This is a genomic window from Stenotrophomonas pavanii (assembly GCF_900101175.1).
Classification (GTDB): domain Bacteria; phylum Pseudomonadota; class Gammaproteobacteria; order Xanthomonadales; family Xanthomonadaceae; genus Stenotrophomonas; species Stenotrophomonas pavanii.
Genome location: NZ_FNFQ01000006.1, coordinates 83,280 through 109,125, shown reverse-complemented (window position 1 = coordinate 109,125; position 25,846 = coordinate 83,280). Strand labels below are relative to the sequence as shown.

General features: G+C 66.2%; 28 protein-coding genes, 6 tRNA genes and 1 riboswitch. Of the genes, 22 read left to right on the top strand and 12 right to left on the bottom strand.

Annotated elements, in window-relative coordinates; all coding sequences use genetic code 11:
* The first annotated feature begins 159 nt into the window (after positions 1 to 159).
* The 7 genes from BLS66_RS11815 to BLS66_RS11785 all read left to right on the top strand — a co-directional run bounded on the left by BLS66_RS11815 (position 160) and on the right by BLS66_RS11785 (position 6,292).
* Positions 160 to 235: transfer RNA gene (locus tag BLS66_RS11815), tRNA-Gly, on the top strand.
* 138 nt (positions 236 to 373) lie between these two features.
* On the top strand, positions 374 to 1,480 hold the full coding sequence (locus BLS66_RS11810) for an NAD(P)/FAD-dependent oxidoreductase (protein WP_074725932.1): 1,107 nt from the start codon (positions 374 to 376) through the stop codon (positions 1,478 to 1,480).
* A gap of 113 nt (positions 1,481 to 1,593) precedes the next feature.
* Positions 1,594 to 1,669, top strand: a tRNA-Gly gene (locus BLS66_RS11805).
* Between the two features lie 367 nt (positions 1,670 to 2,036).
* Positions 2,037 to 3,500: an efflux transporter outer membrane subunit gene (locus BLS66_RS11800; RefSeq protein WP_049470087.1), complete on the top strand. Its 1,464-nt coding sequence runs from the start codon at positions 2,037 to 2,039 to the stop codon at positions 3,498 to 3,500.
* On the top strand, positions 3,497 to 4,636 hold the full coding sequence (locus BLS66_RS11795; RefSeq protein ID WP_053463476.1) for an ABC transporter permease: 1,140 nt from the start codon (positions 3,497 to 3,499) through the stop codon (positions 4,634 to 4,636). Before BLS66_RS11800 ends, BLS66_RS11795 begins: the two co-directional genes overlap by 4 nt.
* A gap of 10 nt (positions 4,637 to 4,646) precedes the next feature.
* A complete protein-coding gene (locus BLS66_RS11790; protein ID WP_074725931.1) occupies positions 4,647 to 5,375 on the top strand; it encodes an ABC transporter ATP-binding protein in 729 nt (242 codons plus the stop codon).
* On the top strand, positions 5,372 to 6,292 hold the full coding sequence (locus BLS66_RS11785; protein ID WP_057493623.1) for an HlyD family secretion protein: 921 nt from the start codon (positions 5,372 to 5,374) through the stop codon (positions 6,290 to 6,292). Before BLS66_RS11790 ends, BLS66_RS11785 begins: the two co-directional genes overlap by 4 nt.
* A gap of 6 nt (positions 6,293 to 6,298) precedes the next feature.
* Here the strand turns inward: BLS66_RS11785 and BLS66_RS11780 are convergent, their stop codons facing one another.
* The 4 genes from BLS66_RS11780 to BLS66_RS11765 all read right to left on the bottom strand — a co-directional run bounded on the left by BLS66_RS11780 (position 6,299) and on the right by BLS66_RS11765 (position 9,420).
* A complete protein-coding gene (locus tag BLS66_RS11780) occupies positions 6,299 to 6,742 on the bottom strand; it encodes a hypothetical protein (protein WP_074725930.1) in 444 nt (147 codons plus the stop codon).
* Positions 6,743 to 8,437: a hypothetical protein gene (locus BLS66_RS11775; RefSeq protein ID WP_074725929.1), complete on the bottom strand. Its 1,695-nt coding sequence runs from the start codon at positions 8,435 to 8,437 to the stop codon at positions 6,743 to 6,745.
* A gap of 115 nt (positions 8,438 to 8,552) precedes the next feature.
* Positions 8,553 to 9,026, bottom strand: a complete 474-nt coding sequence (locus tag BLS66_RS11770; protein ID WP_074725928.1) for a hypothetical protein — start codon at positions 9,024 to 9,026, stop codon at positions 8,553 to 8,555.
* Positions 9,019 to 9,420, bottom strand: coding sequence for a hypothetical protein (locus BLS66_RS11765; RefSeq protein ID WP_057493625.1), 402 nt, complete (start codon positions 9,418 to 9,420; stop codon positions 9,019 to 9,021). Before BLS66_RS11765 ends, BLS66_RS11770 begins: the two co-directional genes overlap by 8 nt.
* A gap of 128 nt (positions 9,421 to 9,548) precedes the next feature.
* Here BLS66_RS11765 and BLS66_RS11760 point away from each other — a divergent pair.
* The 5 genes from BLS66_RS11760 (at position 9,549) to BLS66_RS11740 (ending at position 11,505) form a co-directional block, all read left to right on the top strand.
* Positions 9,549 to 9,624 (top strand) — tRNA-Gly (locus BLS66_RS11760).
* Between the two features lie 142 nt (positions 9,625 to 9,766).
* Positions 9,767 to 9,842 (top strand) — tRNA-Gly (locus tag BLS66_RS11755).
* A 66-nt stretch (positions 9,843 to 9,908) separates the two neighbouring features.
* A tRNA-Cys gene (locus BLS66_RS11750) sits at positions 9,909 to 9,982 on the top strand.
* 121 nt (positions 9,983 to 10,103) lie between these two features.
* Entirely contained in the window at positions 10,104 to 11,018 is a 915-nt protein-coding gene (locus BLS66_RS11745; protein ID WP_074725927.1) for an ADP-ribosylglycohydrolase family protein, read from the top strand.
* A gap of 217 nt (positions 11,019 to 11,235) precedes the next feature.
* Positions 11,236 to 11,505, top strand: a complete 270-nt coding sequence (locus BLS66_RS11740) for a hypothetical protein (RefSeq protein ID WP_005415995.1) — start codon at positions 11,236 to 11,238, stop codon at positions 11,503 to 11,505.
* Positions 11,506 to 11,684: 179 nt separating this feature from the next.
* On the opposite strand, the gene BLS66_RS11735 is transcribed toward BLS66_RS11740, so the two are convergent.
* Complete coding sequence (locus tag BLS66_RS11735) at positions 11,685 to 12,758, bottom strand: alpha/beta hydrolase family protein (protein WP_074725926.1); 1,074 nt, start codon at positions 12,756 to 12,758, stop codon at positions 11,685 to 11,687.
* Between the two features lie 261 nt (positions 12,759 to 13,019).
* Between BLS66_RS11735 and BLS66_RS11725 the strand changes: the two genes are divergently transcribed.
* Positions 13,020 to 13,538 carry a P-loop nucleotide/nucleoside kinase family protein gene (locus BLS66_RS11725; protein WP_074725924.1) on the top strand — a complete coding sequence of 173 codons (519 nt, stop codon included), beginning with the start codon at positions 13,020 to 13,022 and terminating at the stop codon, positions 13,536 to 13,538.
* Positions 13,539 to 13,633: 95 nt separating this feature from the next.
* Positions 13,634 to 14,467, top strand: coding sequence for an AraC family transcriptional regulator (locus BLS66_RS11720; protein WP_049468537.1), 834 nt, complete (start codon positions 13,634 to 13,636; stop codon positions 14,465 to 14,467).
* Between the two features lie 3 nt (positions 14,468 to 14,470).
* On the opposite strand, the gene crcB is transcribed toward BLS66_RS11720, so the two are convergent.
* Positions 14,471 to 14,863, bottom strand: coding sequence for a fluoride efflux transporter CrcB (crcB, locus tag BLS66_RS11715; protein ID WP_049468539.1), 393 nt, complete (start codon positions 14,861 to 14,863; stop codon positions 14,471 to 14,473).
* Positions 14,864 to 14,944: 81 nt separating this feature from the next.
* Positions 14,945 to 15,007, bottom strand: a riboswitch (Fluoride riboswitch).
* Positions 15,008 to 15,029: 22 nt separating this feature from the next.
* Positions 15,030 to 15,431, bottom strand: a complete 402-nt coding sequence (locus BLS66_RS11710; RefSeq protein ID WP_053463447.1) for a hypothetical protein — start codon at positions 15,429 to 15,431, stop codon at positions 15,030 to 15,032.
* A 111-nt stretch (positions 15,432 to 15,542) separates the two neighbouring features.
* Between BLS66_RS11710 and BLS66_RS11705 the strand changes: the two genes are divergently transcribed.
* Together BLS66_RS11705 and BLS66_RS11700 are read left to right on the top strand one after the other, a co-directional pair.
* The gene (locus BLS66_RS11705; protein WP_074725923.1) at positions 15,543 to 15,752 is read left to right on the top strand and encodes a helix-turn-helix domain-containing protein; all 210 of its coding nucleotides are present in this window, start codon (positions 15,543 to 15,545) and stop codon (positions 15,750 to 15,752) included.
* A 352-nt stretch (positions 15,753 to 16,104) separates the two neighbouring features.
* Positions 16,105 to 16,341, top strand: coding sequence for a hypothetical protein (locus tag BLS66_RS11700; RefSeq protein ID WP_049468543.1), 237 nt, complete (start codon positions 16,105 to 16,107; stop codon positions 16,339 to 16,341).
* Between the two features lie 9 nt (positions 16,342 to 16,350).
* Here the strand turns inward: BLS66_RS11700 and BLS66_RS11695 are convergent, their stop codons facing one another.
* Complete coding sequence (locus tag BLS66_RS11695; RefSeq protein ID WP_057493667.1) at positions 16,351 to 17,391, bottom strand: 4Fe-4S dicluster domain-containing protein; 1,041 nt, start codon at positions 17,389 to 17,391, stop codon at positions 16,351 to 16,353.
* On the bottom strand, positions 17,388 to 17,675 hold the full coding sequence (locus BLS66_RS11690; protein WP_049468548.1) for a hypothetical protein: 288 nt from the start codon (positions 17,673 to 17,675) through the stop codon (positions 17,388 to 17,390). Before BLS66_RS11690 ends, BLS66_RS11695 begins: the two co-directional genes overlap by 4 nt.
* A 179-nt stretch (positions 17,676 to 17,854) precedes the next feature.
* Between BLS66_RS11690 and BLS66_RS11685 the strand changes: the two genes are divergently transcribed.
* Positions 17,855 to 18,295 (top strand): group III truncated hemoglobin, encoded by a 441-nt coding sequence (locus BLS66_RS11685; protein ID WP_049468550.1) that lies wholly within the window; start codon positions 17,855 to 17,857, stop codon positions 18,293 to 18,295.
* A gap of 44 nt (positions 18,296 to 18,339) precedes the next feature.
* Positions 18,340 to 19,749: an oxygen-independent coproporphyrinogen III oxidase gene (gene hemN, locus BLS66_RS11680; RefSeq protein ID WP_053463579.1), complete on the top strand. Its 1,410-nt coding sequence runs from the start codon at positions 18,340 to 18,342 to the stop codon at positions 19,747 to 19,749.
* A 21-nt stretch (positions 19,750 to 19,770) separates the two neighbouring features.
* Here hemN and BLS66_RS11675 read toward each other — a convergent pair.
* Positions 19,771 to 19,857 (bottom strand) — tRNA-Leu (locus BLS66_RS11675).
* 131 nt (positions 19,858 to 19,988) lie between these two features.
* Here BLS66_RS11675 and BLS66_RS11670 point away from each other — a divergent pair.
* From BLS66_RS11670 to BLS66_RS11655, 4 genes are all read left to right on the top strand, one after another.
* Complete coding sequence (locus BLS66_RS11670) at positions 19,989 to 20,423, top strand: BLUF domain-containing protein (RefSeq protein WP_049468552.1); 435 nt, start codon at positions 19,989 to 19,991, stop codon at positions 20,421 to 20,423.
* A 143-nt stretch (positions 20,424 to 20,566) separates the two neighbouring features.
* Complete coding sequence (locus BLS66_RS11665; RefSeq protein WP_074725922.1) at positions 20,567 to 21,853, top strand: nucleotide sugar dehydrogenase; 1,287 nt, start codon at positions 20,567 to 20,569, stop codon at positions 21,851 to 21,853.
* A 55-nt stretch (positions 21,854 to 21,908) separates the two neighbouring features.
* Entirely contained in the window at positions 21,909 to 23,531 is a 1,623-nt protein-coding gene (locus tag BLS66_RS11660) for an FMN-binding glutamate synthase family protein (protein ID WP_049468556.1), read from the top strand.
* A gap of 84 nt (positions 23,532 to 23,615) precedes the next feature.
* Positions 23,616 to 24,077, top strand: a complete 462-nt coding sequence (locus BLS66_RS11655; RefSeq protein WP_057493671.1) for a GNAT family N-acetyltransferase — start codon at positions 23,616 to 23,618, stop codon at positions 24,075 to 24,077.
* 37 nt (positions 24,078 to 24,114) lie between these two features.
* On the opposite strand, the gene BLS66_RS11650 is transcribed toward BLS66_RS11655, so the two are convergent.
* On the bottom strand, positions 24,115 to 25,362 hold the full coding sequence (locus tag BLS66_RS11650) for a TIGR03862 family flavoprotein (protein ID WP_074725921.1): 1,248 nt from the start codon (positions 25,360 to 25,362) through the stop codon (positions 24,115 to 24,117).
* Complete coding sequence (locus BLS66_RS11645) at positions 25,349 to 25,783, bottom strand: FKBP-type peptidyl-prolyl cis-trans isomerase (protein WP_053463440.1); 435 nt, start codon at positions 25,781 to 25,783, stop codon at positions 25,349 to 25,351. Before BLS66_RS11645 ends, BLS66_RS11650 begins: the two co-directional genes overlap by 14 nt.
* Between the last annotated feature and the right edge of the window lie 63 nt (positions 25,784 to 25,846).

Sequence of the window (25,846 nt, the reverse complement as noted above, 5' to 3'; positions counted from 1 at the left end):
ACTGGAAATGCCGCATCCACGAAGGATGCGGATCCATCGGTGTGCGGGGATGCTGTAGTAGATCCACGCCATGCGTGGATACGCGGTGCAAGGCGCCTCGCAGGCCCCGAAAAAACCGCTTGACGCCATTCCCAGAATAGGTAGAATTTCGCCTCCCAAGCGGGAATAGCTCAGTTGGTAGAGCGCAACCTTGCCAAGGTTGAGGTCGCGAGTTCGAGTCTCGTTTCCCGCTCCAGATTCAAGAAAAACGCTCCCGCAAGGGGGCGTTTTTCGTTTGCGTATTCCGCGCTTCATCCCCACTTCACCGCCACTCCTTCGGCTCGCCACGCGGCAGTTCGAAGCTGCATCTCCGATTCTCCACGGCGATGCCGCAATGCCTCACACTCCCTCCGCCTACGACCACGACGTCATCATCGTCGGCGCCAGTTTCGCCGGTGCCGCCTGCGCACTGGCTGCCGCCCAGTACGGTCTGCGCGTCTGCGTGCTGGAACGCAAGGCCGACCCCGGCGAGCGCCTGCACACCACCGGCATCGTGGTGAAAGAGGCGATGGAGCAGACCTGGCTGGGGCGCATGCCCGAGCACCTCGTGCAGCGCGTTGCCAACGTGCGCCTGTATGCGCCGAACCTGCGCAGCGTGTTGCTGGCCGCGCCGGGCTATTACTTCCTCACTACCGATACGCCGAACGTGATGCGTTGGCTGGCCAGCGAACTGCGCGCGAACGGTGTCGACCTGCGCCTGCAGCAGTCCTTCACCGACGCTCGTCGCTGTGGTGACGGCTGGCAGGTGGAAGGGGCAGGGCGCTGCGCCTATCTGGTCGGTGCTGATGGCGCACGCTCACGCGTGGCCCAGCGCACCGGCCTTGGCCAGGTGCGCGACACCCTCTACGGCGTCGAGCGCGAGTTCGCCGGCCTGCAGGTGGCGCAGGGCAATGCGCTGCATTGCTTTGTCAGCAAGCGCTACGCGCCGGGTTATATCGGTTGGGTCGCGCAGAATCCAACCGGCCTGCAGGTCGGATTGGCGCTGCGTCATGACCCGCAACAGGTACGGCCGCCGGATATCGATGGCTTCCTCGACCACGTGCGCGATGGGGTCGGCATTCCGCCTTCGGCGCGTCCCTCGGGCACCCGCGCAGGGCTGGTGCCCTGCGGCCGGCCGGACGGGCCGATCACCGGCCAGCGCGTGGTCCTGACCGGCGACGCGGCGGGCATCGTCTCTCCGCTCTCGGCCGGGGGCATCCATTCCTCATGGCGGCATGGCTGGGCCGTCGGCGAGGCGATTGCCCGGCATCTGCGTGGCCAGGGGCCGGACGCCGAGCGGGTGGCGCGGCAGGTGGCGCCGGCCTTCCATGGCAAGCGCCTGCTGCGCTGGGCGATGGACCATCTGCAGGCCGACTGGCCGCTCAACGCGCTGCTGCACACGACGGCCACGCGTCGCATTGCCGAGCAGGTCTACTTCCACCGCCGTGGCCTGCGTGCCTGAAGCCAAGGCCAAGCGCCTGAACGCTACCCCGTGGCACAGGTGAAAATTCCGGTTGACGCCGTGCAGCAATCCCGACACAATAGCGCTCCTTCGACGCAGGTCGAACGAAATCTGCGGGAATAGCTCAGTTGGTAGAGCGCAACCTTGCCAAGGTTGAGGTCGCGAGTTCGAGTCTCGTTTCCCGCTCCAGATTCAGAAAAACGCTCCCGCAAGGGGGCGTTTTTCGTTTGTCATGGCGTTGGCCACGCGGGTCGCTACAGTCAGGCCACGACATTTTCATGGTGGGCGTGGTAAGTGTGCCTCTGGGGGCGATTCCGACATTTGCGTCGCAATCGGCATGACGGGGGCGCGGCGATCGTGGGGACGATCGGAAGCCCTGGCGCGAGGTGGGCTGCTGCAAGAGGCAATGACCTGGAATCCGCATCAGTGTTCCGCCTGCTGCAGGCAGTGAAAGGCTGGCGAAAGGCCTGCGCCATCGTTGCCTGAACCGCACGCGTGTTGTGACCGTTTTCGGACCATTTCTCCATGTTCGCTCCACAATCGCACGGTAGCCTTCATGCTCCTTCTACACGTTGGCGGGCTGGTGGTCAGGCGTATCACTCCAGTGGCGGTGCCCAGGACCGGGCGAGCATTCTCCCTGCAGGGGCTGCTGCGGCCCGGCGCATTGTTTGCAAGCCTGGCGCTGGCCGGCTGCATGTCGGTACCGGTTCCGGACCTGCCTGACCGCACACCCACCGCCTGGGCCCAGGTGCCGCAGGGGCAGGGCGTGGCGGTGGACGCCAGGCAGTGGTGGAAAGTGTTGTCCGACCCGGCGCTGGACGGCCTGGTCGATCAGGCCATCGCCGGCAATCTGGACCTGCAGCAGGCGACGTTGCGGCTGCAGGCCGTACGGATCGTCGCCGGTACCTCCGATTCGCGCTTCCTGCCGGAAATCACCGCCAGCGCCAAGCAGGTGCAGGACGCTGCCGCTGTCGACACCTACTTCCATGCCGGCATCGAAGCGATCTGGGACCTGGGCCTGTTCGGTGCCGCCGAGAGCGCGCAGTTGAGCGCTCAGGCCTCGGCCGGCAACGCCGTGGCCCTGCGCAATGCCGCACAGGTGGCGGTGATCGCCGATGTGGTACGCAGCTATCTCGACCTGACCGTAGCGCAGGCCCAGCAGGATCTGCTGGCCCGACAGCAGGCCGTGGACGACCGCGGCGAACAGCTGGCGCTGGTGCGGCAGCGGCTGCGTCTGGATGAGCCGGGCGAGCTGGAACGGCTGCGCGCGCGGCAGGCGGCCACCCGTGCGGCCATCGCGCAGGCGCGGGAAAACGCCGACAACGCCGCCCGTGCGCTGGCATTGCTGCTGGGCCGCGAGCGTCCGGATCCGGCCTGGCACGCCTACCGCACCCCGCCGACGCTGGGTGCGTTCACGCTGCAGCAGGTCCCGGCTGACCTGCTGCGACATCGACCGCAGATCCTGCTGGCCGAATCGGAAGTGATGCAGGCCGCCGCCAGCAAGGGCGCGGCGCGCGCTGCGATGTATCCGCGGATCAGCCTGGGTGGCTCGATCCTGTACGCCTACAACCTCACCCAGAACGCCCGTTCCAATTCCGACTCCAGCCCGTCGATCGGCCCGTACATCGATATTCCGCTGTGGGACTGGGGGCAGCGTCGAGCGCGCTTCCATGCCGATGAGAAGCAACTGGATGCCGCCTTGCTGGGCTACCGCAAGGCGGTGCTGGAAGGCGTGAGCGAGGTGGAGGGCGCGTTGGGCAGCCTGGCGCGCCAGGACAGCAGCATCCAGTCGCTGCGTGCGGCCAATGATGCCGCACGCCAGCAGGTCAAGCGCCAGGTGCGGCAGGTGCAGCTGGGCCTGTCCAGCGAGTTCGAGGGTCTGGACACGCAGCGTGCCGCACTGGCCTCGCAGGCCGATCTCATCGGTGCACAGGGCGCACGCGTGCTGGCGTTCGCCTCGCTGTACCGCGCCCTCGGGGGCGCGCCGCTGCCGGCCGGAGCTGGGGAGCCATCACAATGATCGCGCTGGCCCGCAAGACCCTGGCCTATGAGTGGCGCCGGTTCCTGCCGGTGGTGCTGGCGATGTGTTTTGCCGGCGTGCTGCTGATCGTGCAGGCGGCGCTGGTGCTGGGCATCTTTGGTACCGCCGCGATCTACGTGAAGGCATCCTCGGCCGATATCTGGGCAGGTTTCCCGGGCACGCAGAGCGTCAACTACGGCCATGCGATCAGCGCCGACGTGGAAAGCCACCTGCGCATGGACCCGGATGTCACCCGCGTCGAGCCCTACGAGTGGGTTGACGGCGAATGGCGTTCCGGCGCGCAGGGCACCGGCAACGTGTCGGTGTACCTGTCCGGCATCTCCACCCGCGACGACGCAATGATGTTCGCGCGCATCCTGCCTGCCGACCTGCGCGCACAGCTGCGCGAGCCCGGCGCGGTGATCGTCGACAGCGCCGACCTGGATACGCTGGGCGTGGACCTGCAGAACAACCGCGCGTGGATCAACGGCAAGGCCGTGCGCGTGGTCGCCGCGCAACCGGGGCTGCGGGGCCTTGGCGGCGTCAATGTGCTGGCCTCGCTGGATACCGCGCGCGCCATTGCCGGCACGGATCCGCACGAGGGCAGTACCTATTTCGTGGCGGGCCTGCGTTCGCCGGACCTCGCCGGTCACGTGCGCGATCGCCTGTCTGCATCGATGGGCCAGGCGACGCCGGTCGAGTTCTGGACCGCGCCGGAGTTCGCCAGCCGCTCGCAGCAATATTGGCTGTTCGATACCGGCGCCGGCATCGCGGTGCTGTTCATGGCGGTCATCGTCTGCTTCGTCGGTGCGGTGATCACCAACCAGTCATTCGCCTCGGTGGTGGCCGGCTCGGTGCGCGAGTACGCCACGCTCAATGCACTCGGTGCCGGTCGCTACGCGCTGGCACGGGTGGTGTTCGAGCAGGCCTTGCTGATCGGCGGCGTAGGCATGTTGCTGGCAGCGGCCTTCAGTACCGTGGTGCTGCTGATCGCGCAGACCCAGCGCGTACCGGTGCAGCTGACGCCGATGGTGATCCTGGGCTGCGTGGCGCTGGTCGCGGTGATGGCCATGCTGTCGAGCATCATGGCGGTGCGCAGTGTGGTCCGCTCCGATCCATCGTTGCTGCTGCGTTGAGGACCGGCCGATGACCTCCAAACATGCCATCGCCCCCACATTGCAGGCCGACGCACTGGAGAAAGGCTTCATGTCCGGCGATGTACAGGTGCCGGTGCTGCGTGGCCTGTCGCTGGACATCTACCCCGGCGAGCTGACCCTGGTGTCGGGGCCTTCGGGGTGCGGCAAGAGCACGCTGTTGTCGCTGCTGTCCGGCCTGTCCGCGCCCGATGGTGGGCGGGTGCACGCGCTGGGCCAGGATGTGGGGCACATGACCCGCGGCGAGGTGGAGCGGTTCCGCCTGCACCATGTCGGCTTCGTGTTCCAGGGCTTCAACCTGTTCCCGGCGCTGACCGCGCTGGAGCAGGTGCAGCTGCCGCTGGGCTACCGCGGCATGCGCGATCGCGAAAGCGAACCACTGGCCCGCAGGGCGCTGGAAGAGGTTGGCCTCAGCCACCGCAGCCACATGCGCCCGGCGCAGCTGTCCGGCGGTGAGAAGCAGCGCGTGGCGGTGGCCCGTGCCTTCGCCAAGTCGCCAACGCTGATCTTCGCCGACGAACCCACCAGCGCGCTGGACGCCGAGAACGGTCAGCGCGTGATCGACATCCTGCATCGCTATGCGCGGGCGCACGGCGCCACCGTGCTGTGCGTGAGCCACGATCCGCGCCTGATCCGGCATGCGGATCGGGTGATCGCCATGGAAGACGGCATGGTCCGTGATGACCGCCGCCAGAACGAAACCGTAGAGTCCGCCCCATGATCAAGACGCCGCACCTGCTTCCCCTCAGCCTGGCCCTCTCCGCGGCACTGCTGCTCGGCGCCTGTTCCAGGGACGCGCCCGCGCCTGTACAGCCGCCTTCGGGCAAGGCCGATGCAGCCGCCGCCGGCAAGGTTGCGGTCGCGCGCGGCATCATCGATGTCGAGGGCGGCCTGATCGCGCTTGCACCGCCGGTGGATGGCTCGATCACCGCTGCGCCGGTGAAGGAGGGCGCCACGGTCAAGAAGGGGCAGCTGCTGCTGTCGCTGGATGGCGCGCTGCTGCAGCAGGAAGTGGCGATGGCCACCGCCGATCTGGCCCTGGCCAATGATCGCCTGAAGGGCAGCCAGGCGCAGCTGCGCGAACTGGAGCGCAACGCCACCCGCCTGTCCACCGGCGCCAGCGAAGGGGTGTCATCCAACCAGCAGGCCGATGCGGCCAGGCAGCAGCTGGCGGTTGTTCGCGCCGACGTCGACGTGGCGGGTGCGCAGGTCGACATGGCCCAGCACAAGCTGGAGCACGCCAGGTTGAAACTGCAGCAGATGTCGTTGAGTGCACCGGAAGCCGGCACCGTGGTCGGCCAGGTGCCGGGCCTGGGTGCCTTCGTGCAGGCCGGCAAGCCGGCGATCTCGCTGCTGCCGGCACGCCCGCTGCAGGTGCGTGCCGAACTCAGTGCCGCCTATGCCGACGCGGTGCAGGTAGGCATGAAAGCGACGGTGGTACCGGACAGCGATGGTGCCGAGAACACCGGCACGCTGCCGACCGCACGCGTGGTACGCATCAGCCCGGTGTTCGCGCAGGCCCGCCTGCCTGAAGACGCGGGGCGTGGCGTGGCCAAGGTGGTGGAGTGCGTGCTGGAGTTCGACGGCGAGGCCAAGGCACGCTTCGGCCAGCATGTGCGGGTGGAGTTCCGGAAGTAGGTCCGGTCAGCCGTTGAGCCAGCGGCGTAGGCGCGGGCAGGCGGAGGCCGCGACCACGACCAGTAGTGCCACAAGAAGAAGGGCGGCAACGGCGAGCACCCAGTTCAAATGCACATCGCGCACGGGTGATTGGTGCATGGCGGACGCGCCCCAAAGTACTGTCCAGCCCAGCCAGGGAAAGGCACAGACAAACATCCGCAGCCACAGGCGGTGAAACCGCCATGGCTGCACGATCAGGCCCAGGACAACAATCTCCACCAGAATGATCAGCGCGAAGGTGAAGACTGAATCTGTGGGGTAAGGCAGTGTCCCGGGCTCGATGTGACACAGTTGCCAGTAGTCTGGCTTGAAGCCGGCATGGATGAGTGCGAAGGCCAGCAGCAGCCATACAACGGATGCGGATAGCCAGAAGGCCTGGACTGCCGTCGGTTTCTGAAAGAACTCTGGCATCTACTCGGGCAGGTATCCCTGCTGCTTCCAGAAGTTCACCGCGAACGCATGATCTTTTGCGAAGTAGGGTGTTCTTCCTTTCAGTAGGCCTGAATTTGTGCCGCGCATTTCCCTTGCGCCACGCTTGAAAAGTTGTAGTGCGTCGGCCAACGCCTCCCCTCCGACAGGATCTATCTGAACCGGCGAGTCTTCAGTGCGCAGGTCTGCCTTGTAACGAATGTGAACGCGCTCCCGTCCATCCATGCAGGTCTCAACGTAGTAGTAGTAGCTTTCGGTGACGCTGCTACCGTCGGTCTGTTGGAGTTCCCGTGAAAGTCGGAGCATGGGCCCCTCGCCGCCGGGCCCGCGTTTCTCTTGGCGAAACGCCGCATGACAGTGACCCACCCACAATCCGCAACGGTCACCATCGCCATAGTCGTCGTATGGCTGACAGATCGGAAGCGCCAGTAGACCGCGTATCTCGGCCGCTGAAATTGTCTCCGCAGTCCTTTTTCGGTTCGATGCGCCTTCCTCAAGAAATCGCCACCCGCCGAGGATGAGTGCGATGAAGGGTGGCTGGATGTCATGTGACTCAACCTCGTCCCATTCGCGCTGATCCTGTCCAGCATCGCTGCAGATGTACTTCAGTAGGCTCCAGCCAGATCCAGCACCTCCTATGTAGGAGGCCGTGGTGCTGGCGGTTGCATCGGTGCGCCACATTACGAGGCGTGCAGCGATGTTCTTCGAAGGATCTTCCATCTGCACGGTGTATACGCGGGCGTCGGCGGTGCCAGCACTCGCTAGAAGTGAGATGCCGCTGCGGTGGAATTCATATGTCCGGGTATCCATGGGAAGCATGTCTTCTCCACAAATGCGTAGCAGGCTTTCTGCACTGACAGTGGCATCGCCAAACAGGTTCATTGTGCATAGCATCGGGTCTCGCGCTGACAGACCCTCCGCACGGATGACGCTCTTCCCGGCAGTGAGCCTTTGCAGCATGGCTCCCGCGTCCAATGACCAGAAGCTGTCCGGACCCTCGGATTCGCGTAACAGACAATCGGGTTCGATGATCTGCTCAATTCCGTCGTCAATGATGGCTTCGTCGTCCATCCTGCGAATGCAGTGAACCGAGCCATCGAACTGCATGGAGTAGTCGGTCTGAATGAGAAGCGCTGCCTGGGTGTTCCCGACCACGTGCAGTTCGCCGTGGTTGTAGTCGCCCCAGAACAGCTCGCGGACCAGTAGGTTGCCGCCTACGCGGATTTCCTGTCCGCCGACGATGGCATTGGCTGTCGTCAGGTCGCCCGAGACAAGCAATCCGCATGCGCCGTCGGTTTCAAGGCTGTGAACATGGCGTGCTATCTCTGCATTGCCGCGAACCAAGATGAAACGGATGTACGCACCAAGATCTTCTTCCCGCCACGGAGCCAGCGGGTCGTCCAGGTCCAGCGTGTCGAGCTTCAGGTCGCCATCAACCAAGAGAACCAACTCATCGGGATCAGCCCAGACGTAGTGCTCTGGTGCGTATGTTGAGTCCTGCGGTACCTCGCCCTTGATGTCGGCGTATCGGACGACCTGAAAGGGGCAGGCTGCGGAAAGTCGCGTGGCAAGTTCCAAGGGCGTAATCGGGCGGTCTCCAGCCATTGCTGGCAACGCTGCGTCAAGCGGATCCGCGTCGTCGGGGAGCTGTGATGCGTGCTGGCTCGACTGCTGCATGATTTATCCCGGTTTGGCAGAGGCATATGCAGAGCAGCGGCAGTGAAAGTACTGCCAGCGCTGTGGGCCTCGGGTCAGGTACTGTCCTTCGCCGGTCCGCTGCGGGTCCATGCAACTATTCTGAAATGCGTAGGCCATCTCTGCGCGTCTTCTCCCGGCGGCAGCCATGCGGTGAGCTTATGAACGCCCGCCACGCGCTCACCGCCGACACCCCGCACAGCGCCAGCAGCAGGCCCACGTCCAACAGCAGCAGCCACAGCAGGTGCATGCCTTGTACCGGCGGCTGGTGCATCGCCGACAGCATCCACGGCACCGACCACAGCAGCAGCAGGGCGAAGGCGATCAGCAGGCGCAGCCACAGGCGTTTCAGTCTCCACGGCCGCACGATCAAGGCGGCCACCACCAGTTCGACCGTGCCCAGCAACGCGAACACGATGACAGTGCTGGTCGGGTAGGGCGACTCGGCACCTTCCAGGTGGTGCAGCAGCCAGTAGTCCGGGGTGAAACCGGCGTTGACCAAGGCCGCGATCAGCGCCAGCCAGGTCAATGAAACCAGCAGCCAGAACAGGCGGACGTAGCGTCTAGGCATTGGTGGTGTCCGTGGTGGCAGGCAGGCGGTTGTGTGATGCATACCACGCGGAAATGGCAATCGCGGCCAGTGCCAGCAGGCCGGGCCCGAGGGTGAAGTACAGCAGGCGGAGCGGATGGTTGTGCATCAGTGTCCAGCTCGCGAACGCCAAGGGAATCGCCAGCACCAGCAGCTTGGCAAACAGCGGCCGCAGCACCGCGATCAGCGGCTGGGCGCCAATGAACATCCAGAACAGATGGAACTGGGCGATGCCCAAGCCGATGTCACGATGTGAAGCAAAGCCGAAATGGTCGCGATACCAGTTCATTCCCATCGGCATCAGTGCCCAGTACAGCAGGGCCACCAGCAGATGCAGCAGCAGGGCGATCAACAGGGGCGTGCCGCGAAGGAGCATGGGCGAGCGGGGCCGGGCGGGGCAGCGTACCCCACTGCGGACGCCCGTGACCGCATGATGTGAAGACTGTTGACGGCGTGAAGGAATTTGGACACAATGGCGCTCCTTCGACGCAGGTCGAAGAATCTGCGGGAATAGCTCAGTTGGTAGAGCGCAACCTTGCCAAGGTTGAGGTCGCGAGTTCGAGTCTCGTTTCCCGCTCCAGATTCTACAGGGCCCCGACAGGGGCCTTGTTTTTCTCCCGCCACGGCAAGGCGGGGCACGTTGGGCCACAAGGCTCTGCGCGCAGTCAGAAAGGTGAAATCGCTGGTGTGTGTCCCGGATTTCCGGTACCATGTCGGCTTACGCGGGAATAGCTCAGTTGGTAGAGCGCAACCTTGCCAAGGTTGAGGTCGCGAGTTCGAGTCTCGTTTCCCGCTCCATGTTCCGACAGGCCCCATCTTGGGGTTTTGTCTTGTCAGGGCGGTGTTCCTGGCGTGCAGTACGTTGGCCTCATGGCAGAGTGGCTATGCACCGGATTGCAAATCCGTTTACAGCGGTTCGATTCCGCTTGAGGCCTCCAATGGAAAAGCCCTGACTCCGGTCAGGGCTTTTTTCTTGGCTGCGATCGCTTTCCCGCTCGCGCGATCGTTGCGCGACCTGGCGGCCAGTCATGGCGGAGGCGGCGGCGCTACACTTGCCTGATGAACCAGATTGATCACTTCCGGGGTGCGTTGCTCGGCCTCGCGTGCGGCGATGCCGTCGGTACCACGCTGGAGTTCAAGCCTCGTGGCAGCTTCACCCCGATCACCGACATGGTGGGTGGCGGGCCGTTCCAGCTGCAGCCGGGGCAGTGGACCGACGATACCTCCATGGCGATGTGCCTGGCCGAGAGCCTGGTGCGTTGCGAAACCTTCGACGCGCGCGATCAGATGAACCGCTACGCCAACTGGTACCGGCATGGTTACTGGAGTGCGACCGGGGAGTGTTTCGATATCGGCATCGCGACACGGGCTGCCATCGACCGGTTTCTGCAGGATGGCCATCCGCTGGCGGGAAGTGACGACCCGCGCAGCGCTGGCAATGGCTCGATCATGCGTTTGGCGCCGGTCGCGTTGCGCTACGCCGGGACCCCCGATCTGCAAGCCATGGCCGCGTTGAGTTCGCGAACCACGCACGCTGCGCAGGAGTGCCTGGAGGCGTGCCGCCTGCTGGCCGTCGCGCTGGAGCGGGCGCTGGCGGGGAGCACCCGCGACGGAGTGCTGGATCTCAGCGATGTTCCCGTCGAGAGCGCGCGGCTGCAGCAGATCGCAGCGGGCGGCTATCGTGATGCGACGCGTGAGCAGATCCGTGGCAATGGCTATGTTGTCGACAGTCTGGAAGCTGCGCTCTGGTGCTTTGATCGCCACGATGCCTTTGAAGCCGTCGTACTCGAGGCGGCCAATCTTGGCGAGGATGCCGACACCACGGCCGCCATCGCCGGGCAGCTGGCGGGCGCATTCCATGGCGCGCGCGGAATCCCTGAGAGATGGCTGCAGCGGCTGGCCTTGCGCACCGAAATCCAGGCGCTGGCCGATGCGCTGCACGCCCTCAACCAAGGCATCGCCCGCACCGCATAAGGCCCATCCAGTGCCTGCGAACTGCGCGGGCACGGCGCTCTTGGCTGCCACCCTTTCCGACGCGACGGGCGTCCCCTGCGGCAGTTGGCCGCGCCGTGGCGGCCAGTCTCAGCCGCCCACGACATGGGAAGGCGCTATGGTCGGGTTCCACGTCTCAGGGAGCTGCAATGGCGAGCAAGGGCACCAGGTATCGCTCCAGCCAGGGAGCGATACGGAAATGAGCAAAGTCACGGCAGATGTGCGCTGGTTGACCTTCCGCTTGAAGAACGGGCAATCCATTGGCCCGGATCGGCTGAAGGACGGATGGGTCATCGCCTCGGAAACCGCCCGCTGCGGAGTGCGCCGCGAGCATATCGAAGGGTCGGGCCTGGTGTATGCCCTGTATGCGCCGGCCAACCTGGCCTCACCGCGGCGCGCGGAAATGCGCATGCGCGAATTCCTGATGAGCTCGGGCTACACCTTCACGATGGGCACGCTGGGCGGCTGATTGGGCCGTCATCGTTGCGCTCACGCGGTCAGCGCCTGGCCCTGGATGCCGATCGGGCCGCGTGCATCGTGCAGCACCCCGCGGGTAAGGCCGAGGCCCCGGCGGCTGAACGCCCCCTGCCACCAGAGCAGCCCCTTCCGGCAGGTACTTGATGCGATGCGTTGCGGCACGCGCTGGACTCAGCGTTGCACTGCCTTCAAGGCGTCGACCACCTGCGCTCCAGAAAAACCGCAGTGACCTTCGCCCACCGGCGGCAGCACGCGTGGCAGCGGGCGTGCGCCAGCCCGTGCGGCCAATTGCGGATACACCGTCTGCATGTGCGGCACGATGGTCGGGTCGTTGTGGTTGAACTGGATCACCAGCGGTCGCTTCAGTGCGCCGGTCATTGCCAGCGTGCTGCGCACTTGCGCCTGCGCCGCAGGCACGGGATCGATGCGCTGCACGCCGGCATTGAACGCGGCGTCATCACCGAATCCGCTGTAGATCATGCCGATGTTGCCGATCGGCATGCCGCCGCTCCGTGTAGCCAGTTGGTGCAGGACCAGCGCGTGCAGGCTGATCGTGCCGGCCAGTGCATCAGGGGAGACCTGCAGCCGCCGCGCCAGTACAGCGGCGTGCGGCGGACCGCGCTGCAGCGCACTGGCGATGCCCTGGTACAACTCGCCCTGTGGCAGCGCGGCGGCTTCGCGCGATACCAGGCCGGCGGGCGGTAGCCCATCGGCCTTGGGGAAGAAGTAGTCGAATGCGACCAGCGTGGTCAGCAGATCGGACGCGATCTGTTCGCCACTGAGATTGGCGCCGCACAGCGACACACCGCCTGCGTAGTGTTGTGGGAAGCGCTCGAGGCTGCCGATGGTCACGGCACCGCCCATCGAGAATCCCAGCATCCAGGTGTGGCGGACATGCCTGAGTTCACCCACTGCCTGCTGGCGCAGGCGTTCCGTATCGGTGATCGCATCGGCCACTGCCCAGCCCTGGCTGGCATAGGCGCTCTGCGCGACGGCGTAACCTGCTGCCAGCAGTGGCGCGGTGCTGTCACTGGCCGCCATGGGTGCGGTGCGCGGCACGCCGACCGGTTCGTAGCCATGGGCCAGCATCACCAGGTCGCCGTTCCAATTGGCCGGTACATCCAGCCGCCACGGTGCGCCCCGCAGCTCGCCGCTGAGCGTGCGCGTTGCTGGCGGTAGTGCAGCCAGCGATGTCATCCAAGGCAGCAGGCAGAGGGCAAGAGCACATCGAAGCAAGGGGTGCATCGGGGCCATTCCATGCGGGAATGGCCCCGAGCATAGATCCCCGCACTACCTTGCGCGCGCTGCACTGCCGCAGGGCATTGCCGGTCGGGCGTACTGCGCTCTATGCTGGCGGCATGGCCCTGCACAGCACCGCATCGATTATCCGCATTCCTTTCGGGAAGGCGGGGTAGCGCGCGGTCATCACGGCCAAGCAACCCGCCCGGGAAGGCGGGTTGCATACGGCGCTCTCCCGGGTAGTGGAATCCACCAAGGAGAACGCAGATGCACGACCTTTCATCGAACGGCCCTGCGCCGACCCTGCACCTGGTGTGCGGCAAGATCGGTGCTGGAAAATCCACCCTGTCGCAGCAGTTGGCGTTGAAGCCGCGCCATGTATTGATCAGCGAAGACGCATGGCTGGCGGCGCTGTATCCGGGCGAAATCCATTCCATTGCCGACTATCTGCAGCGCGCCGCCGCGTTGCGCAATGTGCTGGCCGATCATCTGCGCGCATTGCTGCAGGCCGGTGTTTCGGTGGTGCTCGATTTTCCATTCAATACGCCAGCCAGCCGCGCGTGGGCACGTGAAGTGTTCTCGCCGGTTGGCGCCGCACATCAACTGCATTTCCTCGACGTTGCCGATGAGGTCTGCAAGGCGCGGCTGCGCGCGCGCAATGCTCTCGGCGAGCATCCGTTCCAGGCCAGCGACGAGGAGTTCGAACGGATCACCCGCCACTTCGCTGCACCGGCCGCGGAAGAGGGCTTCGTGGTGATGCGCTATACCGGGGCAGGCCCGGCATAGCGCGGCCGGTCACTCAGCCGCTGCCGCCCACTCAATCGCCGATTTCGATACGATCTGTCGCATTGAGTTCGCCTCGCTTGACCCGGAGTCCCGTCATGGTCGACCGCCTTGCCATTCTGCTGGAACGTTTCGCGGTCACCGCCTCGGTGTTCCATGCCGGCGCGCTGTGCGGCATCAACACGCTGGACGGCGAGGATGAGGCCGGCCAACTGCATTTGGTAAGGCGAGGCCCGCTCCAGGTCACGCATGGGCCGCATACCGTGCAGGTCGAGGTGCCGAGCCTGCTGCTGTATCCGCGGCCGCTGCCGCACCGCTTCGTTACCGATCCGCAGCACGGCGCCGACATGGCCTGCGCAAGCCTGCATTTCGAGGGCGGCCGGCTCAACCCGATCAGCGCGGCGTTGCCCGATTTCATCTGCATGCCCCTGACGGATCTGCATGGCGGCAATGCCGCGCTGGAGCTGCTGTTCGAAGAAGCCTTCGAGCAGCGCTGCGGGCGTGCGGCGATGGTCAACCGGTTGTTCGAGGTGGTGATGATCCAGGTGCTGCGCCAGCTGATGGAAGGGGGCGAGATGCGGGGTGGCCTGTTCGCCGGGCTGGGTCATCCGCGGCTGCGGCTGGCATTGGTGGCAATGCATGAGGCGCCGGCGCAGTCGTGGACCCTGGAAGACCTGGCCGAGGTCGCCGGCATGTCACGCAGCGTGTTCGCCTCCAGCTTCCGCGAAGCCATGGGCACCACGCCGGGCCAGTACCTGCAGGGCTGGCGGGTGGGCCTGGCGCAGCAGGCACTGCGTCAGGGGCGTCCGTTGAAGCGGATTGCCGACGAAGTGGGCTATGGCAGCGAGGCGGCACTGTCGCGCGCGTTCAAGGCGCACACCGGGCAGTCGCCGCGGGAGTGGCGGGGGCAGGCGCGCGCGGGCGCGGCCTGAGCCTCAGCCCAGAACCAGCCGGGCCAGCTTCATGCCAGCGAACAGGCCGACCAGGCCCAGTGCCACCGAGCCGCCGGCATACAGCGCGGCCAGGCCGAGCTGCCCGCGCTGCAGCAGCACGCCGATTTCCAGCGCGTAGGTGGAGAACGTGGTGTAGCCGCCGAGGATGCCGGTGGCCAACAGCAGGCGCAGCTGCGGTGACGCGCCGTTGCGCAGGGCGAAGGCCTCGACCAGCACGCCCATCAGCAGCGCACCGCTGATGTTGATCAGGAAGGTCGACCAGGGCCACGGACTGCCAGCGGCTACCCGCGCACCCATCAGGTTGCAGGCGTGGCGAACGCAGGCGCCGAGCCCGCCGCCGATGAAAACCAGGAGGTAGTTGTTCAGTGCGTGCATCACGTGCCTCGGGTGCGGGTTCGCTGATTCGATGGCGAACGCCGAGGGCAGGCACCGCCTGCCATCGACGAACGCCGGTTCGTCCTGGCAGGAGCCATCAGCCGTTCAGGCGGTTATCGGGGGAGCCCCATCCCCATCGCCGACCATGCTACCAGCGGCGGTGCATTCACGTCATGGAGGTCGTCAGCACCCGGATGACCTTGCTGCGGCTGAAGCCGTCCATCAGCAGCTCGAAGGCCAGCAGGTCCAGGGCCGCGTGGCGGCGATGGTCGATCTCCAGCCCTTTCTCCTCCACCAGGTGGCTGACCAGTTCGTAGGCGTCCTGCCAGACATCCAGGTGGGCCTGGCTGGGGATATAGGTGTTGCCCCGCTCACCGACGCCAAGCCCGCTCACGCCGTACAGCAATTCGCGCGCGTCCAGCTTGGCCGCATCGGCGATGCGGAACAGCTGTTCGGCCTTCACGTGGGCGGGGCTGACATGGTCGTTGAGCCAGTTGCTGATGGTTGCCGTCGTCGAAGCGGCGGCGCGGGCCAGATCGGCCGGGCGCGGGTGGCCGGCTTTCTTCATGGCAATGGCGAGTCGTTGGCCGAGAGTATTCATCTATGCAAGCCAGCTTAACGCGTGGATCGCAAAGAACCCTTGTTCCAAGAATAAGTCTGGTTAACAGAAGGACCGACCGTGACCGATTTCTGGAGCAAGCGGCAGGTGCGCACCCGGCTGGGTTTCCGGACCGACGCCGAACTGGCGCGCTTCTTTGGCATAAGCCGATCCGCAGTGTCGCAATGGCCTCGGGATTTCCCGATTCCTGCGCTACGTCAATACATCCTGCATCAGCGATACCCCAAGCTGTTCCCTGCAACTCAGGCAACACAGCCCGAACAGGCGTGAGTTACGCCGCCTTTTGTCGCATGCAACACCCCATGGGCCATTTGCAAAGTATGCTTAGCAACATAGGAAAGTTCGATGGGCACGGGATTGACCATCGACGATGCCTAACGGAGCGGCGGATGGAGGATGGAAGGCTGTGTCGGGTCCAGCCCATCCGGGGAACCCGCCTCCCCGTATGTAATTTCGTGAACGATTAATAATTTCAATCACGAAAGTCGCCGTATGTAATTGACCTGTAGTGAAATCTGTGACTAATTGGGATCAACCGGACGTGAAGCCCGGGAGTCTTTCAGTAGCTCGCAAGTGAGTCGGTAGACCGTCAACGATGCAGAACAAGTCCAACGGAGGTCGTATGGAATACGGCATGCATGGCTTGGCTGAACGGGTACGCCGCGAACTGGAAGCCAGTTATCACAAACACGGATGCGGTCCGGCGTTCTGGGATACCTACCAGCAGGTGCTTGACCGCCTGGTTCCGCAGGGGACCGAGCGCACCGAATTCACCAATGAAATGGCGCTCATCATCGAGCAGCTCGGCATCGTACGGCGTGCGCAGCTGGTTCCGCCGCACGCCAGCGGGCCGCGTTGACCGGTTGATTCACAGCAGGCGCCAGGCGCCGCAGGCCAGCAGCGCCAGCAGCATCGACAGCAGTGCCAGGGTCCGCGGTCGCCACCACTGCCGCGGTTGCCCGGCCATTGCCTGCGGACTGCAGTAGCGCACCAGGCCCGGCCCGAAACCGGCCTGGTGCTGTTCCTGCGCACAGGCGTCCAGGCAGGCGCCACAGGCCAGGCAGTCGGCCTGCGGTCCCTGGCGGATGTCCAGCTGCATCGGGCAGGCGCGGACACAGGCGGCACAATCGCTGCAATCACCCAGGCGGTCTGCGCTGAAGGTCGGCATGGGTCCGGCCAGCAGCGGATGTGCCGCGCGGAACACGTAGTCCTGGGCGGTCACCGGGTCGAGCAGGCCGCGGCCGCGGCCCAGCACGCCGCCGAGGCCGAACGGGCGTGCGCCGCGCGGTTCGCCCCGGCGTGCGTCGTACAGCATCCGCGGTGTATGCGGATCGGTGAGCAACGGCTGCATGCGTGCAAACGGGCACAGCGATCGGCAGACCTGTTCGCGCAGCACGCCGGCATTGCCCCAGGTGGCTGCGGCATAGAACAGCACCCAGAATGTTTCCCAGCCGCTCCAGCCGACGCGCGGTGCCGCTGCCACCAGCTCGCTGATCGGGCTGAACAGGCCGACGAAGGTGATGCCGGTCCACAGCGAGAGCACCGCCCAGGCTACCTGGGTGGCGGGGCCTACGGCCGGCACCGGCAGCACCCGGGCCATGCCGCGTGCGATCCCGTCGAAGGCACGGCGCCACAGCGTCTGCGGGCAGGCATGGCCACACCAGACGCGTCCGGCCAGGTGGGTCAGCAGTGCAAGCCCCACCGCCATCACGGCCAGCATCCCGATCAGCACGCCGACGTCGCCTGGCCACAGCGTCCAGCCAAGCAGGTCGAAGCGCCGTGCGTTGATGTCCAGCAGCACGGCCTGGTGGCCCTCCCAACGCAGCCACGGCAGCGCATAGAACAGGGCCAGCACGAGCACGCTGAGCATGCCGCGCCAACGCCAGGGGCGGGTGGGCTTCGTGGTCATCCCAGTGGCAGCTCGTCGTCGTCGTCGCCGGGCATGGGCCGTTGCAGGTACCAGGTGACCGCGCTGGACAGTGCCGTCACCGTCCAGAACATGAAGAAGCCTGCCGTGTAGCCCAGTTCGCGGCTGATCGGCGTAGCCGGAAAGCTGATCGCCTGCAGCCGGAGCGGGTCGACGAAGGCGAAGAACACCACGCTGGCCACGCCGGCCGCGATGAAGCTTGGCCAGAGAATGGCACCCCAGTGCTGGATCAGCTGCTGGCGACGGCTGGGAGAGGGTCTGTTCATGCTTTCCCGGATCGGAATGAGGGCGGCGCGTATACTCCGCCGAGGCCGGCGCAGCATCCGCAGGGCATGTTTCCTGCAGGCGTGCCAGCCTAGGTGCAGTGGACCGCGCCGACATTGATCTGGATCAACGGTGGTGCCGGCCTGTCGCGGCACACTGCCGGCAAGCCCTGGGTGCCCCGATGAACGCAACACCGCCGCCTGTCCTTCCCGTCGCTTCGGCCGAGCTTTGCAGCGAGCAGGAAGTGACCCGCCTGGTCCACGATTTCTATGCGCGCGTGCGCGGGGAAGAACGGTTGGGGCCGGTGTTCGACGCGCATGTGCGCGACTGGCCGGAACACCTGGCGCAGCTGGTCGATTTCTGGTCTGCGATGCTGCGCGGTACGCGCCGTTTCAAGGGCTCGCCGATGTCCAAGCACATGGCCATCGAGCTGGACAAGGACCTGTTTGACCGCTGGCTGGCGCTGTTCCGCATCACCACTGCCGAGTGCGGCAATGCGCCGATGCAGGAACTGGCCAACGACGTGGCCGCGCGCATCGGTGACACCTTCTGGAAGCGCTACCAGATGCTGCGCTGGCCACAGGTCGGCCTGCCGGTGCTGGGGATCCCCGCCCGGGATTGATCTGGGTCAAGGCGGTTGCGGCCAGGCCGCGCGATGCTGGCCGCATGGACACGTTCTCTCCCGCCGCCGGTGGCCTGGCCTGGACCTTCGACCCCGACCTGCTGCGCCGGCACGACCGGCCAGGGCCGCGCTACACCTCGTATCCGACCGCACCGCACTTCCACGATGGCTTCGACGCACCGGCGCTGCGCCAGGCAATCGCCGACAGCAACCGGCTGGCCCGCGCGTTGTCGCTGTACGTGCACGTGCCGTTCTGTTCCAGTCCCTGTTTCTACTGCGGCTGCAACCGGGTGATCACCCGCGACCGCGGTCGTGGCCACAGCTATGTATCGCGCGTGCTGGCCGAGGCCGATCTGCTGGCACCGCAGTTCGAGGATGGCCGTGAGGTCATCCAGCTGCATCTGGGCGGCGGTACGCCGAACTTCCTCGATGCCGAGGCGATGACCACGCTGGTGGAAGGCCTGCGCCGGCGCTTCGACTTCAGCGATTCGCCGCAGCGCGATTTTTCGATCGAACTCGACCCGCGCTTCATCGATACCCACGACGTGGCGATGCTGGCACGGCTGGGCTTCAACCGGGCCAGCCTGGGCGTGCAGGATTTCGATCCGCAGGTGCAGGAATCGATCAACCGCGTGCAGGGCGTGCAGCAGACGCTGGACATCCTGCGTGCGTGCCGTGACAGCGGCATGCGTTCGGTCAACGTCGACCTGATCTATGGGTTGCCGGGGCAGAGCCTGCAGGGATTCGGCCGCACCCTCGAACAGGTGCTGGCGCTGCGCCCGGATCGCCTGGCGGTGTATGGCTATGCGCATCTGCCGCATCTGTTCCGCGCGCAGAAGCAGATCGATGAACGCCGGTTGCCTTCACCGGAAGACAAGCTGGCGCTGCTGGGCCTGGCGGTGGAGAAGCTCTCGGCCGCAGGCTACCAGTACATCGGCATGGATCATTTTGCGCTGCCGGAAGAAGATCTCTCGCGCGCGCAGCGTGCCGGCCAGCTGCATCGCAACTTCATGGGCTATACCACCCATGCCGACACCGATCTGCTGGGCCTGGGCGTGAGTGCGATCAGCCACATCGGTGCCACCTACAGCCAGAACCCGCGCGACCTGCCGTCGTGGGAGGACGCGGTGGACCAGGGCCAGTTGCCGGTCTGGCGTGGCGTAGCGTTGAGTGCCGACGACCAGCTGCGCGCCGAACTGATCCAGCAGCTGATGTGCCAGGGCGAGGTGGACGGCGCCATGCTGGGGCAGCGCCATGGCATCGCATTCGAGCAGTACTTCGCCGAAGACCTGCGCTCGGTGCAGCGGCTGCAGGAAGACGGGCTGGCCGAATACCGCGACGGTGTGGTGCGCGCCAGCGAGCCGGGGCGGCCGCTGCTGCGGCTGCTGGCGATGTGCTTCGACCCGTACCTGCGTGCGGCGCATGAGCAGCCGCGCTACTCGCGTGCGATCTGACGCTGCGTGGTGCGAAAGGCGTGGTGCCCGGAGCCGGAATCGAACCGGCATGGGGTTGCCCCCGGCGGATTTTAAGTCCGATGCGTCTACCAGTTTCGCCATCCGGGCCTGCAGCGCGGCGCCGATTGTAGCCCAGCTGCGCATTTCCGGCCGGATTGCGGAACGACGGCGGCATGCTTAACTGTCGCTCCCGTTCATGTCATAGTCCAAGCCATTGTTCCCAGGGGGGGAGCTGCCCGATGTCGCTGCACGCGATTGCCTATGCCAGTGAGGCCCGCGCCGATCTGCGGACAACCGATCTTGACCGCGTGCTGGCCGACGCCACGGCATTCAACCGGGTAGCCGGTGTCACCGGTGTGCTGATGTTCGATGGCAGCCGTTTCCTGCAGTACCTGGAAGGGCCGGAGGATGGCATCGATTCGGTGTATCAGCGCATCGTCAACGCGCGCAGCCATGGCCAGCTGAAGGTGCTGTGCCGGGCACCGGTGGCGCAGCGGGCGTTTCCGCGCTGGTCGATGGGCACCCGCCGCATCGAGGCGGAGCTGCTGGCACAGATCGTCGACGCCGCGTGGCCGGGTTTCCTGCTCGGCAGCGGTGGTTTCGAACGGCTGCTGCAGGCCTGGACCGGCGCCGACGGTGAACTGGAACCGGCGGCGGTCGCGCTGGGGTCCTGAACCCGCCTTGGCGGCGAGGCCCGCGGACCGTTACGCTGGGGCCTTTCTGGTGTGGATCATCCCGGGGTGGTACAGCGAATGAGCAGGTCGGCCGAAGCCATGCCAGCGCGCATGCGATTTCATCGGTTGCGCGGGATGCGCCAGTGAGCGCGCCGCTGTCGGCGGCGGAGTCGCCGCGTTTCGCGGTGATCGGGCTGGGCTACGTGGGGTTGCCGCTGGCCGTGGCCTTCGGCCGGCACTGGCCGACCCTCGGCTTTGACATCGATGCCGGTCGCATCGCCGAGCTGCGCGATGGCCGGGACCATACGCTGGAAATGGAGGCCGACGAGCTGGCCACTGCGCAACTGCTGCAGTATGGCAGCGAGCCGGACCTGCTGGATGCCTGCAACGTCTACATCGTCACCGTGCCGACGCCGATCGATGCCTACGAGCAGCCCGACCTGGAGCCGCTGCGTTCGGCCACGCGCCTGATCGCCAGCCATCTGCGCGCGGGCGACCTGGTGATCTACGAATCCACGGTGTATCCCGGCACCACCGAAGAAGTCTGCGTGCCGCTGCTGGAGCAGGTCTCCGGGCTGCGCTTCAACGTGGACTTCTACTGCGGTTACAGCCCGGAACGGGTCAGTCCCGGCGACCGCCATCGGCGCCTGGCCGACATCCGCAAGATCACTTCCGGCTCGACGCCGGAAGTGGCGGCGGTGATCGATGGCCTGTACCAGCGCATCATCGCCGCCGGGACCTTCCCGGCGCCATCGATGCGCGTGGCCGAAGCGGCCAAGGTGGTCGAGAACATCCAGCGTGACGTCAACATCGCGCTGGTCAATGAGCTGGCGCTGATCTTCGACCGGCTCGGCATCGATACCCAGGATGTACTCGATGCTGCCGGCAGCAAATGGAACTTCCTGCCTTTCCGGCCGGGGCTTGTCGGCGGCCACTGCATCGGCGTGGACCCGTACTACCTGCTGCACAAGTCCGAGAGCGTGGGCTACCACCCAGACCTGATCCACACCGCGCGGCAGGTCAACAACCGCGTCGGTGAACATGTGGCGTCGCGGGTGCTGGCGATGCTGGCCGAACGCGGCCGCGCACCCGCACAGTCGCGCATCCTGGTGCTGGGCGTGACCTTCAAGGAGGATTGCCCGGACCTGCGCAACAGCCGCGCGCTCGAGCTGGCGCAGCGCCTGCGTGATGCCGGCGCCGAGGTCGAGGTCAGCGACCCGTGGGTCGGCCCGGCGGCACTGGCCGATGCAGGCCTGGACTGGCGGCCCGAGCCGCAGGCGGGGCGTTACGACGCGGTGGTGCTGGCGGTGGCCCACGCCCGTTTCAAGGCGATGGGCGAGGCGCAGATCCAGGCGCTGCTGGCACCTGATGGCCTGGTCTACGACGTGAAATCGGCCTGGCCGCGCAATGTGGTTGACGCTCGCCTGTAAACGCCGGTGCTGGCCGGCGCGGTAGACTCGCAGGCAGTTGCAACCAAGGAACGCCATGCACCGGTATATCGTCTACCTGCTCGCCATCCTGATGTTTCCCATCTGCCTGTGGCTGGCCACGATCTGGCCAGCCTGGTACTGGGGCGTCGGCCTGACTGCCGCGATGGTGGCGCTGGGGACCTGGGACCTGCTGCAGAAGCGCAGCACGCTGCGCCGCAACTATCCGGTGATGGCGCATTTCCGCTACGGCCTGGAATCGATCGGCCCGGAGATCCGCCAGTACTTCGTGCAGAGCGACCTGGAGGACGTGCCGTTCTCGCGCCAGCAGCGTGCGCTGATCTACCAGCGCGCCAAGAACGAGATGGACACGGTGCCGTTCGGCACCCTGCGCAGCACCTATGCGGTGGATTATGAGTGGATCAACCACTCGCTGGCGCCGACCGCCATCGCCAAGCACGATTTCCGCGTGCTGATCGGTGCCAACTGTGCAAAGCCGTATTCGGCGAGCGTGTTCAATATTTCGGCGATGAGCTTTGGTTCCCTGTCGGCCAATGCGATCCGCGCATTGAACGAAGGCGCGCGGCGCGGTGGTTTCTACCACGACACCGGCGAAGGTTCGATTTCGCCGTACCACCGCGAGATGGGCGGCGACCTGGTGTGGGAGATCGGCTCGGGCTATTTCGGTTGCCGTGACGAGAAGGGCGGCTTCAGCGAAGAGCGCTTCATCGCCAATGCCACCCACGACCAGGTCAGGATGATCGAGATCAAGCTGTCGCAGGGCGCCAAGCCCGGCCACGGCGGCGTGCTGCCGGCACCGAAGGTGACCGCCGAGATCTCGGCCACCCGTGGCGTGCCAATGGGCGTGGACTGCGTCTCGCCGTCGCGTCACTCGGCCTTCTCCACGCCGGTCGAGCTGCTGCAGTTCGTGGCCCGGCTGCGCGAGCTGTCCGGTGGCAAGCCGGTTGGTTTCAAGCTGGCCATCGGCCACCCGTGGGAATGGTTCGGCATCGCCAAGGCGATGCAGGAAACCGGGCTGCTGCCGGACTTCATCGTCGTCGATGGTGCCGAGGGCGGCACCGGCGCGGCACCGGCCGAATTTGTCGACCATGTCGGCGTACCGATGCACGAAGCACTGCTGCTGGTGCACAACACCCTGGTCGGCCTGGACCTGCGCGAGCGCATCCGCATCGGCGCGGCCGGCAAGATCACCAGTGCATTCGACATCGCGCGCACCATCGCCCTCGGTGCCGACTGGTGCAACGCCGGTCGTGGCTTCATGTTCGCACTGGGATGCATCCAGTCGCTGAGCTGCCACACCGACAAGTGCCCGACCGGCATCGCCACCCAGGACCCGGCGCGCTGGAAGCACCTGGATGCACCGGACAAGGCCACCCGGGTGTACAGCTATCACGAGCACACGCTGCATGCGTTGAAGGAGTTGTTGTGTGCCGCGGGCCTGAACGATCCGGCCGAGCTGGGGCCGGAGCACATCCTGCGTCGTGTTTCGCCCGTGGAGATCCGCTCGCTGGCGTCGCTGTACCGCTATCTGGAACCCGGTGAGCTGCTGCACAAGGTGCCCGACCATGCGGTGTTCCATGCGTTCTGGGCCGATGCGCGCAGCGACTCGTTCCAGCCGCCGCCGAAGATCCAGGCGCTGCGCGCCAGCAAGTCGCGCTAATGTCCCTGTAGCGTCGAGCCATGCTCGACTGCTTGTCTGGAACGAAGAACAGTCGAGCAGGGCTCGACGCTACAAGGAGACGTGATGCAGTTCAGGACCGGCACCATCGATGATGTCGCCACGCTGTGGGCGCTGCGCACGCGTTGTGTACGTGAAACCTGCAGCAGTCACTACCCTCCCGAGGTCATTGCACCGTGGTCGGCATCGCCGCCACCTTCGCAGTACGCGCGGTTGCTGGGGCAGGGCGGTTGCGTGGTGGCCGAGGACGGGCAGGGCGGCCTGCTCGGCTTCGGCGTGTTCGATATCGACGCCAACGAAGTCGATGCATTGTTCGTTGATCCGGACCGCGGTGGGCAGGGCATCGGCCAGGCCCTGATGCAGCGGTTGCTGGCGATGGCAGACCGCGGGCGTGAGGTGGTGCTGTCGGCCTCGCTCAATGCCGTGCCGTTCTATCAACGTCAGGGCTTTGTCAGCGTGCGCGAAGAGACTTACCCGCATCCCAGCGGCGTGGCGCTGGCCTCGGTGAGCATGCGCCGGCCGTGGTGATGTAGCGTCGAGCTTGCTCGACGCTACAACGCAGGCATCACCGCCCGGCCAACCACGCGATCACGCCCTCGGCCGCGCGCAGGCCACTGGCGTAACACGCAGTCAGCAGGTAGCCACCCGTCGGCGCTTCCCAGTCCAGCATCTCGCCGGCGCAGAACACGCCGGGCACTGCCCGCAGCATCAGGCCGTCGTCCATCGCATCCAGGCGCACGCCGCCGGCAGTGCTGATCACTTCGGCCATGGGTCGCGGCCGCAGCAGCCGCAGCGGCAGGCGCTTGAGCGTGGCAGCGACCGACGCTAGGTCGTTGCCCGCGTCCTTGCCGAGCAACTCGAACACCAGCGCGGCCTTCACCGCGTCCAGGCCGGCCTGGCGGCGCAGGTGCTCACCGAAGCTGCGGCCCTTGCGCGGGCGCGACAGTTCGGCCTGCAGGCGCGCCTCGTCGCGGCCCGGCACCAGGTCCAACCACAGCATGGCGTGGCCATCACGGTTGACGGTCTCGCGCAGATCCGCCGCCAGTGCGTACACCAGGCTGCCTTCGATGCCGTATCCGCTGACCACGCATTCGCCCTGCAGCGACTGTGGTTGTCCGTCCAGGTCGATCCAGTGCGCGACTACCGGCTTCAACGGCGCGCCGGCGTTGCGCTGGGCGAAGAACGGCGTCCAGTCCACATCGAAACCGCAATTGGCCGACTGCAGCGGCGCGACATCCACGCCACGCGCCTGCAGGGCAGCGACCCAGGCGCCATCACTGCCCAGCTGTGGCCAGCTGCCGCCCCCCATGGCCAGCACGGTGGCATCGGCGTGAACCTCGATTTCGCCCGCTTCAGTGGCGAAGCGAAGCGCGCCGTCGTCACTCCAGCCGATCCAGCGATGGTTGGCATGCAGGCGCACGCCCTGTTCCTTCAGGCGGCGCACCCAGCCGCGCAGCAGCGGCGCGGCCTTGCGGTCGACCGGGAACACGCGGCCCGAGCTGCCCACATAGGTCTCCACGCCCAGGCCGGCCGCCCAGTCGCGCAGTGCCTGCGCGTCGAAGCCGTCCAGCCAGCGGCCCACGGCAGCGGCCTGTTCGCGGTAACGGCGGTCGAACAGCGGACGCGGATCGGAGTGGGTGAGGTTGAGCCCGCCCTTGCCGGCGATCAGGAACTTGCGGCCAGGCGACCCCTTCGCCTCGTACAGGTCGACGTCCAGCCCGGCGGCGCGCAGGCGCTCGGCAGCGAACAGGCCGGCCGGGCCACCGCCGATCACGGCAACCCGACGCGCATCGGCGGAATTACGGTTTGACATCAAGCAGCTCGACGTCGAACACCAGCGACGAACCGGCCGGAATCGGGCCGACCCCGCGGTCGCCGTAACCATAGTCCGGCGGGATCATCAGCGTGCGCTTGCCGCCGACCTTCATGCCGGCCACGCCCTCATCCCAGCCGCGGATGACCTGGCCGGCGCCGAGCGCGAAGGTGAACGGCTGGCCGTGCTTGAAGGAGCTGTCGAAGGTCTTGCCGTGCTTGGTCTCGGTTCGGTTGTCGTAGATCCAGCCGGTGTAGTGCACGGTGACCTTGGTGCCGGGAACGGCTTCGGTGCCGGTGCCGGCGACGGTATCGATGCGCTCGAAGGTGGTCAGGGTGCCCCCCGGCGGCGGGCCGGACGGTTCGGTCGAGCAGCCAGCGGCGGCGAGGGACAGCAGCAGGGGAAGCAGCAGGCGGCGCATCGGGCGTCTCCGGTAGGCGCAGGTCGAGGGCGGCAAGGGTAGCGCATCGGCGCCGGGTATCAT

What these genes read in the sequence shown, in the direction of transcription:
- BLS66_RS11735 (WP_074725926.1), bottom strand. Translation starts at nt 12,758, where the DNA reads ATGCACCCCTTGCTTCGATGTGCTCTTGCCCTCTGCCTGCTGCCTTGG.
- BLS66_RS11785 (WP_057493623.1), top strand. Translation starts at nt 5,372, where the DNA reads ATGATCAAGACGCCGCACCTGCTTCCCCTCAGCCTGGCCCTCTCCGCG.
- BLS66_RS11670 (WP_049468552.1), top strand. Translation starts at nt 19,989, where the DNA reads ATGTCGCTGCACGCGATTGCCTATGCCAGTGAGGCCCGCGCCGATCTG.
- BLS66_RS11690 (WP_049468548.1), bottom strand. Translation starts at nt 17,675, where the DNA reads ATGAACAGACCCTCTCCCAGCCGTCGCCAGCAGCTGATCCAGCACTGG.
- BLS66_RS11720 (WP_049468537.1), top strand. Translation starts at nt 13,634, where the DNA reads ATGGTCGACCGCCTTGCCATTCTGCTGGAACGTTTCGCGGTCACCGCC.
- BLS66_RS11780 (WP_074725930.1), bottom strand. Translation starts at nt 6,742, where the DNA reads ATGCCAGAGTTCTTTCAGAAACCGACGGCAGTCCAGGCCTTCTGGCTA.
- BLS66_RS11745 (WP_074725927.1), top strand. Translation starts at nt 10,104, where the DNA reads ATGAACCAGATTGATCACTTCCGGGGTGCGTTGCTCGGCCTCGCGTGC.
- BLS66_RS11695 (WP_057493667.1), bottom strand. Translation starts at nt 17,391, where the DNA reads ATGACCACGAAGCCCACCCGCCCCTGGCGTTGGCGCGGCATGCTCAGC.
- BLS66_RS11800 (WP_049470087.1), top strand. Translation starts at nt 2,037, where the DNA reads ATGCTCCTTCTACACGTTGGCGGGCTGGTGGTCAGGCGTATCACTCCA.
- BLS66_RS11795 (WP_053463476.1), top strand. Translation starts at nt 3,497, where the DNA reads ATGATCGCGCTGGCCCGCAAGACCCTGGCCTATGAGTGGCGCCGGTTC.
- crcB (WP_049468539.1), bottom strand. Translation starts at nt 14,863, where the DNA reads ATGCACGCACTGAACAACTACCTCCTGGTTTTCATCGGCGGCGGGCTC.
- BLS66_RS11645 (WP_053463440.1), bottom strand. Translation starts at nt 25,783, where the DNA reads ATGCGCCGCCTGCTGCTTCCCCTGCTGCTGTCCCTCGCCGCCGCTGGC.
- BLS66_RS11740 (WP_005415995.1), top strand. Translation starts at nt 11,236, where the DNA reads ATGAGCAAAGTCACGGCAGATGTGCGCTGGTTGACCTTCCGCTTGAAG.
- BLS66_RS11790 (WP_074725931.1), top strand. Translation starts at nt 4,647, where the DNA reads ATGACCTCCAAACATGCCATCGCCCCCACATTGCAGGCCGACGCACTG.
- hemN (WP_053463579.1), top strand. Translation starts at nt 18,340, where the DNA reads ATGGACACGTTCTCTCCCGCCGCCGGTGGCCTGGCCTGGACCTTCGAC.
- BLS66_RS11655 (WP_057493671.1), top strand. Translation starts at nt 23,616, where the DNA reads ATGCAGTTCAGGACCGGCACCATCGATGATGTCGCCACGCTGTGGGCG.
- BLS66_RS11810 (WP_074725932.1), top strand. Translation starts at nt 374, where the DNA reads ATGCCTCACACTCCCTCCGCCTACGACCACGACGTCATCATCGTCGGC.
- BLS66_RS11770 (WP_074725928.1), bottom strand. Translation starts at nt 9,026, where the DNA reads ATGCCTAGACGCTACGTCCGCCTGTTCTGGCTGCTGGTTTCATTGACC.
- BLS66_RS11700 (WP_049468543.1), top strand. Translation starts at nt 16,105, where the DNA reads ATGGAATACGGCATGCATGGCTTGGCTGAACGGGTACGCCGCGAACTG.
- BLS66_RS11765 (WP_057493625.1), bottom strand. Translation starts at nt 9,420, where the DNA reads ATGCTCCTTCGCGGCACGCCCCTGTTGATCGCCCTGCTGCTGCATCTG.
- BLS66_RS11725 (WP_074725924.1), top strand. Translation starts at nt 13,020, where the DNA reads ATGCACGACCTTTCATCGAACGGCCCTGCGCCGACCCTGCACCTGGTG.
- BLS66_RS11685 (WP_049468550.1), top strand. Translation starts at nt 17,855, where the DNA reads ATGAACGCAACACCGCCGCCTGTCCTTCCCGTCGCTTCGGCCGAGCTT.
- BLS66_RS11710 (WP_053463447.1), bottom strand. Translation starts at nt 15,431, where the DNA reads ATGAAGAAAGCCGGCCACCCGCGCCCGGCCGATCTGGCCCGCGCCGCC.
- BLS66_RS11775 (WP_074725929.1), bottom strand. Translation starts at nt 8,437, where the DNA reads ATGCAGCAGTCGAGCCAGCACGCATCACAGCTCCCCGACGACGCGGAT.
- BLS66_RS11650 (WP_074725921.1), bottom strand. Translation starts at nt 25,362, where the DNA reads ATGTCAAACCGTAATTCCGCCGATGCGCGTCGGGTTGCCGTGATCGGC.
- BLS66_RS11660 (WP_049468556.1), top strand. Translation starts at nt 21,909, where the DNA reads ATGCACCGGTATATCGTCTACCTGCTCGCCATCCTGATGTTTCCCATC.